The following is a 12,073-nucleotide window of genomic DNA, read 5'->3' as shown; positions in this document are numbered from 1 at the left end:
ATTACTGTAACCTGAATACGATAGGAATGGTATACTTGACAGAAACAGGTTGTCCTTTTTGCATTCCTGGTTCCCATTTAGGCATATTACCCACTACGCGTACGGCTTCTGCATCCAGTGACGGAGATACACTGCGTAAGACTTTGATATTCGACAAACTTCCGTCTTTACTAATAACCATCTGTATGATGACTCTGCCTTGCTCCTTACTTTTTTGAGCGATGACGGGATATTTGATACTTCTAGCCAGATATTGGAACAGACCGGCTTGTCCTCCCGGAAATTTAGGCATTACTTCTACCATGGTGAATACTTCGTCTTCATTTTCTCCTTTTACACTGCCTCCCTCTGGAGTTGGATCATCTTTTGCAGCATAGCCCACCACCACTACTTCATCCATGTCGGACTGCTTTACTTCTTCTGCTTTGGGAAGTTCAGGACCGGATAGCCGGAAAGCAACAGGAACTGTAAATTTCACGTTCACTGCTTCCCCCCTTTGTTTGCCGGGTTTCCATTTGGGCATGGCGGCAATTACACGCATGGCTTCCTTGTCGAGATACGGATTGACACTTCGCTCCACTTTCGTATCGGCTATGCTTCCGTCCTTTTTGACAGTAAAGCTTACAATCACACGTCCTTGTGCACCGATTGCATGTGCTTCAGCCGGATATCTGACGTTCTTCGATAAGTAGTCCATCAGTGCCTGTACTCCTCCCGGAAAATCCGGCATTTCTTCTACAACCTGGAAGACAACGGAATCTGGTACACTTTTGATTTGAGTTTCCGCCATTTCCTTTTCTTGCTTATCCCGTGGAAGTGTAGTTCCTTGAATATCTTCTGTAGGAAGTTCCGGAATATCCGTAGTTTCAGCTTGCATGGCAACTTCTTCTGTTGCTTGTCCCATCATTTCTTTGGCAAATTTTTCAGTGGTACGTGCTACCATTTCGATGTTACTGACAATCATTAAGATAGCAGCCAAGGGAAGAAACATCAGATATTTTGTCCTTCCTATTTCTTTCGTTCTTCGTTTATTCATCATTTTAATACGATTTTTGAGTGGTAAAACATTGAAACTATTTGATAAATTTGCTGCAGCCTTGTGATGTGCCAGTCCCAACAAATGGTACTGGTATGATTTACTATCATGCCCCGTCTCTAATACACGGTGATCTGCCATGTATTCGAGGTTTCCTCTGACTTCCCGTTTCATCAGCCAGATAAATGGATTGAACCAGCAAAAGATACACATTATCTCGCTGATAAGTACGTCTACCGAATGGTATTGACGGGCGTGGGTCTCTTCATGAGTAATAATTTCACTGATTTCAGATTCCGTATGTGATTGTGGGTGTATGAATATCCAGTGGAAGAAAGAAAAAGGGCCGGTTTTTTTCTTTAATAGATGTACGCGTACTCCTTGTATCTTGCTTTTTGAGCATTGGAAGTGTAACCGGATGATGCTGCCCAGTTGTACAAAGAAACGTGTGGCTAGTAATAACATTCCGCTCCAATAGATAACTTTCGCGAGCTGCATGATAAACTCTTGCCAGTTCATTACAGGCTCTTGTAAAGGAGTAACTACTTGCTCCGGAAGGATGATGGTTGCATAAAGATCTGCCATTGCCACCATTGGTTCGTGAGCTTTTATCCATCCCTGAATATTCAGTAAAGGATAAAGCATGGAGATGGCAAAGAAACATAGCAAAGCCATCCTACGCCAATGGAAGAAGGTGTCTTTATGGAAAAACAACCGATAGAATGCATAGAACAGAGCTATCGCTACATTTATCTTTAGAAAATAAGCTAGTTCCGGAGTCATGGTGATGAATGTTTTCTATTAATTTTCTTTTCCTTTTTCAATGAGTTCGATAATATCTTTGAGATCATCGGTCGAAATTTTCTGGTCTTTGGCAAAGAAAGAAACCATTTCTTTGTAAGAGTTCTCAAAGTAGTTACGAACTACGCCACTCATAAAATGGCGTTTATATTCATTTTCGCGAATGGCAGGAGTATATTGGTAGGTATTACCCACACGTTTCGGTGTGACATATCCTTTCCGCTCGAGGTTTTTTACGATAGATGCTACTGTGGTATAAGGAGGTGCCGGTTGCGTATACTTTGCAACAATGTCTTTTACGAAACAGCATTGTAACTCCCAAATGTAGATCATTACTTCTTCTTCTTGTATAGTTAACTTTTCCATGGAGATGTTGTTTAATTACGAATACTTCGCAAATCTACGAATATTTCGTAAGCAAGCAATAGCTAGTCGGTTAATAATTGTAAATGTATAAATCTTGCAAGAATATTTTAATAGTCTTATTGCGTGGAAAATATTTAAGCATAAAAAAAGACAGGATGAGCATTATTTTTATCTAAATAGTCACACTTTAATAACATTTATGCAAAAAATAGAGTGTGTCGGATTTTTTTATATAAAATAAATGAAATATATTTGCGGCTACAAAACATACGTTAAATACGGAAGAGTGCGTTTCAATACTTTAACCGGTTGCGAATAATTCCCCACACTTCAAACAGAACTATTAACTAACAATGCCAACCAAAGGGAAGAGGAAGGCAAACTAAAAAATGAATGATATGAAAAAAGGTTTGATTTTTGTGCTATTTGCACTTGTTTCTATCGTTTCTTATTCTCAGATTTCTTGGAATGCCAAAGTTGGTATGAACATGAGTAACTTTACTGGGGATATGGATACTGACATGAGGATTGGATTCAATGTAGGCGTTGGCATGGAATATCAGTTCTCTGATATGTGGTCTATTCAACCTTCGTTGATGTTCACTCAAAAAGGTGCTAAACAGGATGAAGTGAAAATGAATCCAATGTATTTGGAGATTCCGGTATTGGCTGCTGCAAGATTTGCAATTGCTGATAACCAGAATATTGTAGTGAAAGCTGGTCCTTATTTTGCATTTGGTATTGCTGGTAAGTGTAAAATTGGTGATGAAAAAATTGATTTCTTTGGTGACGGTGATGATCAATTTGGAGCAAAAAGATTTGATGCAGGTCTCGGTGTAGGCGTTGCTTATGAAATTAATAAATTCTTTATTGACTTATCAGGAGAATTTGGTTTGGCTAAATTGGCTGATGGTGACGGTGCACCGAAGAACATGAACTTCTCTATCGGTGTAGGTTACAAGTTCTAAACTTATTATACTCTCTTTATAATATCTCTAAAATCCCTCGTTCTATACTCTCTTGGAACGGGGGATTTTCATGTTCTTATTTGAAAAAAACGGCATATCCCATTGAAAGGATACACCGTTAATTCTCTCTCTTGTAATTCTTACTCATTAATCACTTATCTGCTTGGATAAGTTTGCTTTCTCTTTTAATTCTTTGTATCTCTCTATTGCATGTTTGCGACTCATCAGTATTTGCCAGCGGTATACCCAACAGGTGGTCAGGAAATAAATGCCGGCTTGCAACCACAAAGCCTTATATTCAAAAGCTACTTCACTAAGAGTGGCTCCCATATTGTTGATTTTTACAAAGCCGTTAATTCCAAACGTTGAGGGGAAGATGTAGGATACATACTTCCAAAACGGAGGAATAGCTGCTCCCGGCCAGGAAATTCCTGAAATAAATAACAGGGGGACTGATGTGAATACAAAAATCAGCATACACGTTTCCCGATTGCGAATGGCAATAGAAGCTGTCATCGCAAAGAAGATACAAGCCGCAAGATAGGGGACAACGAATAATATTAATGAACTGGGTTGCCCAATTTGGTTGAGGCTAAACAATCTTGGAACGACATAAAGTACGTAGAAAGCTACCAATATATAAACTAGGAAATAACTCAATCCTTTTCCTAATACAATTCGTAACGTCCCGTTATAGTGACGATTAATAGGTACAAGATCCTTAAATCTGTTGTTCTCACGAGCAGTTCCTGCAGCGAGACCGATGCCGAGCAATAATGTCTGTTGGATAATCAATACCAATACAGCAGGAATCAGGAAAGCGGCGAACCCGGCAGTGGGGTTGAAGATGGAGATTTCTTCATATTCTATCGGATAAGCAGTGATTTCATCCTGACGGTCGGTCGTGTTTCCGCTACGTGCAATTTTGATATCCCTGTTCATATCCAGAGAAGCGGCAGTGTTGGCAAGAAGCATCGATTTATAGTATAACAATCCGCTCATGTCGCAATAGATACTGACTTGTGTCTGTTTTCCTTTGGCAATATTGTCGCTGAAATCCGAAGGGATATAAATGATACCATACGCACGCCGCTTCTTTAGCATTTGTTTGGCTTCTTCCATATCAGCACAGTAAGAGACGATTTGAATATCGGGTGTGGCATCTACCTTACGGAGATATTCACGACTAAGAGATGAATGTGAATCGTCTACAACAACGGCAGGAACTTCACGCACTACTTCGTTGTCATAAATGAAACTATACAACAACGGATAACCTAATGGGACGAGTATGAAAAATATCAGCACCCCCTGGTCGCGGAAAGTTGTCTGAAACTCCCGCTTCCAGATATAAAACAGGTCATTGATGCCTTGGGCTATCTTGTCTTTTAATTTTATATCTTTCATTTAGGGTATATATTTATAGTAAACCAATGCTTCCTTCAGGCGATGAACCACAAAGAAGGGGAGCATCATAAATATTAATAGTGCCATATAGTTGGTCCATGAGTAAGCCATACTATATCCGTTGAGTGCTTGATCGACGTAAATCAGGAAATAATGCCGCAACGGGAATAGATTACTCAAAGCCTGTAGAACAGGATGCATAGCCATGACCGGGAATGAAAAACCGGAAATGGAGAACGATATGACTCCCCACAGGGAAGCAAAACTTAATCCGAGTCGTAGAGTCGGCAGAGTTCCTATCATAACAATACCACAACATTGAGATGCTAGTACGAGACACAGTGTGGCGAATATCATCGGGAATATGCCGCTATTGCAAGGAAAATGCAGAAATCCATACAGGTATACATTATAAAATATACCCATAATGAAAAAGACTATTGTGTGGGGAAGCAGTTTTCCTGCCAATGCAATGTAAATGGAGTTGTTACTCATTCGTAGCCATTCGCGGGCAGTGCGATCCTTGATTTCCACACCGATTGAATAAACGGTAACCATAAATATTAATAGCATGAGTACTCCCGGTATCAGTGTATTACATAAGTATACCGAATAGTTCAGCCACGGATTATTTAGTGGGTGTGTATCAATTACGATCGGTTGCAGATAAGCCATAGCCTGATCCTCTGTCGCACCTTTGGCATACAGCATCGTTCGGGCTGCAGCTCCGGAGGTGAGTTCTCCCATCATTTTCATATCCCTGAACAATAGAGAGCCTGCAATCAGGTATGAGTAATTGGTATAGAAAGAGATCGTTGGCTGCCGTTGGCTTTGTGCCTCTGCCGATAAACCCTTGGGGAGATAGAAGAACCCGTAGATTTTTCCCTCCTGCATGGCAATACGCGCATCTGTTACATTGCTGTAATGAGCTACAACCCCTGTCTGCGAAAAAGCATCCAGATTGCGGACAATATTACGGGAAGTAGACGAATCATCCATGTCCACCACTCCCGCAGGAAGATCCTTGGGAAGCCCCGAATCCATTAAAGTGGTGAAGAATATATAACAAAACAGCGGGGCAATGACCATACAGAAGAGATAGAGCGGGCGTGATACCAATCGCCGGCACTCTCTTTGCATAACCTGCCACAAAGCTATATATTTCTTTTCTCTCTCTTTCATGGTTACTTGTCAATGATAACAGACATACCCGGACGGAGATTTTCCACTTTCTCTACCGGAGAAGCTTTCACCTCGAATGTTTTCAGATCAAATTGTCCGGTCGTTTTGGTTGCTTTCCAGGCAGCATAAGTGCCTAAGTCTTTCAGATAATATACTTTGAGCTGGATCTTTTTATTATCCAGAGCAGGAATGATAGCTTCGAACTCCGACCCCATCGTCAGGTTCTTGAGCAAATCTTCGCGTACATTGAATGTTACCCACATATCGTTGAGTTCAGCGATATTCATGATAGGAGCACCGGTACCAACCAATTCGCCTACCTTCGGGAATATTTCAGAAACTTCCCCGGCAGCCGGAGCAATGAGATAAGTCTCCTTAATATACGATTCAACTTCGGCAACAGCTCCTTTCGCCCGGTTTACCAAAGCTTCCGCAGCCATCTTATCTTCACGTTCCGCTCCATTCTTCGCCATGGTATATTGTGCTTTGGCAGCTTTCTCTGTTGCAATACTTGCGTCCCGTTGCGCAGTCACTTCATCCAGTTTCTGTGCAGGCATCACTCCCTGTTCGTAGAGATTCTTGATGCGTTGATATGATTTCTCGGCAATGGTAACGCCTGCCTGGGCTTTTTGCCACATTTCATAAGCCGCCTGGATTTGTTCCTCACGCGCGCCTTTGATTGCTTTTGCGTTTTGTGCCTGTGCGGCAGCTTCAGCAGCACGTGCCTGTTCCATTTTTGCTACCACGTCAGGAGCTTCCAAAATGGCCAGCGTATCTCCGGCATTGACACTTTGGCCTTCTTTCACGCGAAATTCCAGTATACGTCCCGGAACTTTACTTGAAACGCGATATTCGGTAACTTCAGCCTGTCCCTGTATAATTTCAGGACCCTTGCGGAGCATGAAGAAACCGACGACTGCAACGATTGCAATAACTCCCAACAGAGTAAGGAATGCAAGAAGCATATTGCTGTTTTGTGATTTTATAGGTGCCATATGATTTATGAATTATGATTTATAGATTGTGAGTTGGTTAGAGATTGGGTTGTTTCTGATTGGGTTCTTAACTTTATTTTTCCGAATCTTATTTATTTCAGCGTTCCCAAAGACTTCTTCAGATAGATTTCCGTCAGCTTCACATCTATTTGCGCGTCAATCTTTTCTGAATGAGCAGACAACCATGCTGTTTGTGCTTCAAGAACATTGCTGGTGGCAATCACTCCTTCTTTAAAACCAAGTGTTGCATAGCGTAGATTTTCTTCCGCTTTTTCCATGTTTTTAGAAGACATTACCAGTTTCTTACCAGCTTCTTTTACCTTGAATGCAGCCTGATTGACCTGCAACTCTATTTTTTCACGAGCATCCTGAAGTTGGTACTGTGCAATACGAGCTTCGGCTTTTGCCGCTCTGGTTTTATAAATACCTTCTCCCCAGTGCCATATAGGTATCTGTACCATAACTCCCACATTCCACATACCTTTGAACTTGTTTTCAAAGCTGTTGAAAACAGAGGGATTGGTTACCATATAATTCCCCATCAATGCGATGGATGGAAGATGCTCCGCACGGGTTACATTTACTTTCTGTTTATAAATCTGCGTTGCCAATTCGAGGCTACGTATCTCCGGACGATTCTCATAAGCGGTGGATAGATCGAAATGAGGGTCCGTTGTCAGTAATGGAATGTCTTCCATATTTTCGTCTGCCAGTGTGATGGGAGAACTAAGATCAATGCCACATAGTTGACACAGCAACATTCGCGCAAGACTCAATCCGTCTTCCACTTTAGTCAGTGTCATTTCGGCTTCATTTACCTTGACGCGTACAGACAAACCATCCGCTTTGGTGGCTACTCCTTCATTAATCATTTTCTCTACATCGCTGTCCAGCTGTTGCAGAAGCTTTAGATAACCTTCCGCCAACTTCTTCTTATTAACCAGTGAAATGACTTGCCAATAGGCTTGGTCCGTACTCATGATTACTTCCTGCATACCGCCGTGATGTTGTTCTTGAGCCAACTCTTCGGCATACTTTGTTATTTTGTTGTACGCCCGGATTTTCCCGCCCATGTATAAAGGCTGTGTCAATGTAATGGCACCTGCATAGATATTTCGGGTGTCTGTACGGAGTGCATCCACTAAAGAGTTTCCCGCTTGATCGAGGGCGGGCAGCACCGCTCCTAATTTTCCACTTAAGGAAGAAATAAGTGGTGCCAAGTCAGGATGTGCTGTTGCAATCTCGGTTGCAGCTTGTTGGATGGGGCCAGCCAGATTCGTTCCTAACCCTGAAAGCGCGGCTTTCTGGTCATTGTTTAATAATGAAAACTCTTTCTGGTTCTTCATGTAAGCTCCCGTTGCCGAGAAATTAGGCAAATAATTTGTAAATGCAGCTTTCCGTTGATAATGAGCCGCACTTATTTTTTCATTGCTTATCAACAAATCTTTGTTGTTGGCAAGAGCTAGTGCGCGGCAACTATCCAGACTTAGAAAGCTCTGCGCTTTTACTGTAAAAGTGAAACTTAACAGAAATGTCAGAAGAAAAACTTTTTTCATCGCATCTTGCATATTAATAAGGTGGTACTTCTATTTTAAATAACCCTGTTCTTATGCAATTTGTTTATTAAAGTAGTCTGTTTTTTTGTACTTGTTTACTTAAACAATAATTGCATAAACAACGATGCAAATGTATGTGCTTTCTGTGAGAACTCAAAACGAATTAGCTTTTTTTAGAAATATAGTGGGGATGGATTCTGTTGAAAAGAAAGAAGGCTATTCCTCATGGCGAGGAACAGCCTTTCTTGATATATAAAGTAAGGGGATTTTAATTACAGAGCACCTACTTCTTTCAAAGCAGCGTTAGTTCCGTGAACAGCTTTTGCGCTAGCTGCGAACTTAGCTTTTTCGTCTTCGTTCAGGTTCAGTTCAACGATCTTTTCGATACCGTTCTTGCCAAGGATTACAGGAACACCGATGCAAAGATCTGATTCGCCGTATTCACCTTCCAATAATACAGAACAAGGAACCATCTTCTTTTGGTCGTGAAGGATAGATTCAACTACGAATGCTCCTGCTGCACCCGGTGCATACCATGCAGAAGTACCTAGCAATTTAGTCAGCGTAGCACCACCTACCATAGTAGCAGCAGCAACTTCTTCCAATTTCTCTGCAGAGATGAAATTAGCTACAGGCATACCTTTGTAAGTAGCGAAACGAGTCAAAGGAATCATCGTAGTATCACCGTGACCACCGATAACCATACCTTCTACTTCGTTAGCGTTGCAACCGATAGCTTGAGACAAGAAATATTTGAAACGAGAGCTATCCAGAGCACCACCCATACCGATCACACGGTTTTTCGGCAAGCCCAGAGCTTTCAATGCCAAATAAGTCATTGTATCCATTGGGTTGGAGATAACAACGATGATAGCGTTAGGAGAATATTTCAACAGGTTTTCTGCTACCGATTTAACGATACCAGCGTTCACACCGATCAGTTCTTCACGAGTCATACCCGGTTTACGAGGAATACCTGAAGTAATCACAACAACGTCAGAGTTAGCAGTTTGAGCATAGTCGTTCGTGCAGCCTACCAATGTAGTGTCGAAACCCAACAATTGAGCTGTCTGCATCATATCCATTGCTTTACCTTCTGAAACGCCTTCTTTAACGTCCAGCATTACTACTTCGTCTGCTACTTCATTAAAAGCAAGTACATTTGCACATGTAGCACCTACGTTACCTGCGCCTACTACGGTTACTTTTGACATAATACTATATATTTAAAAAGTTGATAATTTGTTTTATCTTTTAGCGCGACAAAATTACAACGATAATCCTGATTAAAGAAATTTTTCCGTAATAATTTTAGTTAAAGGTCGAAGTTCCCGATAATATATAGGTATGATAAAAAGTTTGGGTGGAAGAAGCTGTTTTTTGCATGGTTATATACAGAATGTAGCTGCGTAAGAATGTACTATTATGGCAAATGATTCATTCAGCTATTTTTTTATAATTGCTTGCCTATTCGGAGTTACTTCGTTAGTTACTGTTACTTCGTTCCACTATAGTGTTCCGCAAGAATAACTATAGTGTCCCTTACGGATAACTATAGTGGAACGCAAGAGTAACTATAGTAGAACGAAGTAATAATAAGCAATGAGATTAATAATATTAGGCAGAGAAAGAAATAACGATAGTATCTTGATGGAGAATTTTTGGCAATACCTTTCAACCGTATGCTTGATTCATTTTTGTATGGAAAAAGAAGATACCAATTAAAGTGGCAGGGAACCTGGCAAGTTTTTTAAATAATGAACGAATAAAGTCCGAAAGCTTATTATCTTTGTGCCAATCTGTTAATTGAAAGTTTAATGAACTGCTGAAAATATCGAAAATATCAAAATGAAGTTCTGGGAATCAAATCATCAATCTGTTCAGGAAGGGGATATGCAATTTATTGCACTTTACAAATTCTACTATCAAGATTTGTATGCTTATGGAGTGAGTTTGGGGTTCAATACCGAAGATGTGAAAGATGCAATTCAAGAAGTATATCTAAAATTGTATTTCAATGAGCGCCTGTGTATTGATGAGAAGAAAATAAAATTTTATTTGTTGCGTTCGGTTAGGAATCAGCTGATTGATTGGGAGCGTACAAAGAAAGATACATCTTCTATAGAAGAAGAGGAAAGGAGTTTTAAATTATCCGTATCCGTTGAAGAAAGCTTTATTTCTGATGAAGAAGACTTATTACTGAAAAAAAGGGTGAATAGAATTCTTGATTTGCTGACAGATCATCAGCGGGAAATAGTCTATTTACATTTTATAGAGGAAATGCCTTATGAAGAGATTGCGGTAATGCTGGATATGAAAATTCAAACGGTGCGCGGACAAGTCTTTAAAGCGATGGAGAAATTAAGAAAACTGGATTCAAAAGATTATTTTCTGTTTTTTCTTATCTTATACCTGCATGGCGTTTCTGTCTTTAAATAATTGAAAAAGAGTATTGTATACGGAAGGCGGGGAGCGTAAACCTATACCTCTCTGCTTTTTTATTTATTTTTTTGAGGAAAAAAGGAGATGAAAGGCATACGAATCTCGTATATATAGTAAACAGGTCTTTAATTGAAATAAATCATGAAAGAATATTCATCATATACTACAGCTGATTTTTTGAACGATGATTTATTTCTTTTCTGGTATTATTCCGGAGAAGGAGATTATTATCGAAAAATCATTGCCGATTGTCCCGATCGTGAGCCGTATTTAAAAGAAGCGATGGAGAGACTGGCGGCGTTAAAGTGGGAAAAGCCGGTTTTACCCCCAAAAGAAGTGGATAATGCTTGTTTGAAACTGGAACAAGCCATTCAAAATCGGAAAATGTCTCAACGTAAACATCGATTGTATAAGATGAGATGGTGGAGCGCTTCAGTTGCGGCAGCTATTCTTATCCTGTTTGTTTCGGTAGAGGTTATTTGGAAAAGTGCTCCGGCAATTGATTATCTAGCTTTGTTGCAAGTGAATGACTCTGTGTTTATGAGTGGTAAAACGCAGCTTTTTGTTGACGATCAGTTGAAAGAAACTTTTGAAGGTAATCCGGATTTGGCTTACGATCAAATGGCGACAGATGCTGGTGAAGGGGAATTTAATAAATTAGTTGTTTCGTATGGCAAATGTGCCCGTGTCACTCTTTGCGATGGTACGAAAATATGGGCGAATGCAGGAACGGTGCTTCTATATCCAACACATTTTGAGGATAAGAAGCGTGAAATATATGTAGATGGAGAAATATATATTGACGTGACTCCTAATCCGGAGAAACCTTTTATTATTAAGACGTCGGATATGGGAGTAAAAGTGTTGGGAACTTCTTTCAATGTTTCGGCTTATCGGGAAGATGTAGAGAAAAGTGTTGTGCTGGTTACAGGTAAAGTGGAGGTAACAGCATCTAATGGAGAATCTGTACGTATTTTACCCAATGACCGGTTCAGGCAATCCACTGATAAATATGTGGTAGATAAAGTGAATGTGGAGGATTATGTGTCGTGGAAGGAGGGACGATTATCGTTTAAAAACACAGAGCTTGGCGGAATACTCAAACAACTGTCCAGATACTATAACGTAAGGATTGATTATGATAAACAACAACAAATCACTTGTAGCGGAAAACTGAATTTGGACGATACGATCGAACAGATATTGAATACTATCACAGAAACGGCTCCTGTGATAATAAGTAAGGAAAACAATGTTTATAAAGTAACAATAAAGAAAAAATAGCCTATGATTAATATGTGAAAAACCATACTCTAATTT

The 12,073-nt window shown here is 40.2% G+C and carries 10 protein-coding genes; 3 read left to right on the top strand and 7 right to left on the bottom strand.

Translation table 11 applies throughout. From position 1 onward, the window contains the following. Position 1: 1 nt before the first annotated feature. Positions 2-1,819, bottom strand: a complete 1,818-nt coding sequence (locus tag AB5217_RS05705; protein WP_004297224.1) for a M56 family metallopeptidase — start codon at positions 1,817-1,819, stop codon at positions 2-4. Positions 1,820-1,837: 18 nt separating this feature from the next. Next, the gene (locus AB5217_RS05700) at positions 1,838-2,203 is read right to left on the bottom strand and encodes a BlaI/MecI/CopY family transcriptional regulator (RefSeq protein WP_004305524.1); all 366 of its coding nucleotides are present in this window, start codon (positions 2,201-2,203) and stop codon (positions 1,838-1,840) included. A 398-nt stretch (positions 2,204-2,601) separates the two neighbouring features. Here AB5217_RS05700 and AB5217_RS05695 point away from each other — a divergent pair, with 398 nt between their 5' ends. Continuing rightward, positions 2,602-3,171, top strand: a complete 570-nt coding sequence (locus AB5217_RS05695; RefSeq protein WP_004314733.1) for a porin family protein — start codon at positions 2,602-2,604, stop codon at positions 3,169-3,171. 147 nt (positions 3,172-3,318) lie between these two features. Here the strand turns inward: AB5217_RS05695 and AB5217_RS05690 are convergent, their stop codons facing one another. The 5 genes from AB5217_RS05690 to mdh form a co-directional block, all read right to left on the bottom strand. Then, the gene (locus AB5217_RS05690) at positions 3,319-4,578 is read right to left on the bottom strand and encodes an ABC transporter permease (RefSeq protein ID WP_368117361.1); all 1,260 of its coding nucleotides are present in this window, start codon (positions 4,576-4,578) and stop codon (positions 3,319-3,321) included. Continuing rightward, positions 4,579-5,760: an ABC transporter permease gene (locus tag AB5217_RS05685; protein WP_004297230.1), complete on the bottom strand. Its 1,182-nt coding sequence runs from the start codon at positions 5,758-5,760 to the stop codon at positions 4,579-4,581. A gap of 2 nt (positions 5,761-5,762) precedes the next feature. Continuing rightward, positions 5,763-6,755 (bottom strand): HlyD family secretion protein, encoded by a 993-nt coding sequence (locus AB5217_RS05680; RefSeq protein ID WP_004297231.1) that lies wholly within the window; start codon positions 6,753-6,755, stop codon positions 5,763-5,765. Between the two features lie 92 nt (positions 6,756-6,847). Then, positions 6,848-8,311 carry a TolC family protein gene (locus AB5217_RS05675; RefSeq protein ID WP_032844077.1) on the bottom strand — a complete coding sequence of 488 codons (1,464 nt, stop codon included), beginning with the start codon at positions 8,309-8,311 and terminating at the stop codon, positions 6,848-6,850. Positions 8,312-8,583: 272 nt separating this feature from the next. Further along, the gene (gene mdh, locus AB5217_RS05670; protein ID WP_004297234.1) at positions 8,584-9,525 is read right to left on the bottom strand and encodes a malate dehydrogenase; all 942 of its coding nucleotides are present in this window, start codon (positions 9,523-9,525) and stop codon (positions 8,584-8,586) included. A gap of 634 nt (positions 9,526-10,159) precedes the next feature. Between mdh and AB5217_RS05665 the strand changes: the two genes are divergently transcribed. Next, the gene (locus AB5217_RS05665) at positions 10,160-10,750 is read left to right on the top strand and encodes an RNA polymerase sigma factor (RefSeq protein ID WP_004297236.1); all 591 of its coding nucleotides are present in this window, start codon (positions 10,160-10,162) and stop codon (positions 10,748-10,750) included. A 144-nt stretch (positions 10,751-10,894) separates the two neighbouring features. After that, complete coding sequence (locus AB5217_RS05660) at positions 10,895-12,037, top strand: FecR family protein (protein ID WP_032844073.1); 1,143 nt, start codon at positions 10,895-10,897, stop codon at positions 12,035-12,037. The last annotated feature ends 36 nt before the right edge of the window (positions 12,038-12,073 follow it).

The sequence above is a fragment of the Bacteroides sp. MSSM.1001136sp1_RTP21357st2_D2_RTP21359_211015 genome, from assembly GCF_040913205.1.
Classification (GTDB): Bacteria; Bacteroidota; Bacteroidia; order Bacteroidales; family Bacteroidaceae; genus Bacteroides; species Bacteroides ovatus.
This window is presented reverse-complemented; position numbering and strand designations above follow the sequence as displayed.

Bases quoted from the DNA above. Each gene is read 5' to 3' on its own strand.
- AB5217_RS05705 (WP_004297224.1), bottom strand. From the start codon at position 1,819: ATGACTCCGGAACTAGCTTATTTTCTAAAGATAAATGTAGCGATAGCT.
- AB5217_RS05700 (WP_004305524.1), bottom strand. From the start codon at position 2,203: ATGGAAAAGTTAACTATACAAGAAGAAGAAGTAATGATCTACATTTGG.
- AB5217_RS05695 (WP_004314733.1), top strand. From the start codon at position 2,602: ATGAAAAAAGGTTTGATTTTTGTGCTATTTGCACTTGTTTCTATCGTT.
- AB5217_RS05690 (WP_368117361.1), bottom strand. From the start codon at position 4,578: ATGAAAGATATAAAATTAAAAGACAAGATAGCCCAAGGCATCAATGAC.
- AB5217_RS05685 (WP_004297230.1), bottom strand. From the start codon at position 5,760: ATGAAAGAGAGAGAAAAGAAATATATAGCTTTGTGGCAGGTTATGCAA.
- AB5217_RS05680 (WP_004297231.1), bottom strand. From the start codon at position 6,755: ATGGCACCTATAAAATCACAAAACAGCAATATGCTTCTTGCATTCCTT.
- AB5217_RS05675 (WP_032844077.1), bottom strand. From the start codon at position 8,311: ATGAAAAAAGTTTTTCTTCTGACATTTCTGTTAAGTTTCACTTTTACA.
- mdh (WP_004297234.1), bottom strand. From the start codon at position 9,525: ATGTCAAAAGTAACCGTAGTAGGCGCAGGTAACGTAGGTGCTACATGT.
- AB5217_RS05665 (WP_004297236.1), top strand. From the start codon at position 10,160: ATGAAGTTCTGGGAATCAAATCATCAATCTGTTCAGGAAGGGGATATG.
- AB5217_RS05660 (WP_032844073.1), top strand. From the start codon at position 10,895: ATGAAAGAATATTCATCATATACTACAGCTGATTTTTTGAACGATGAT.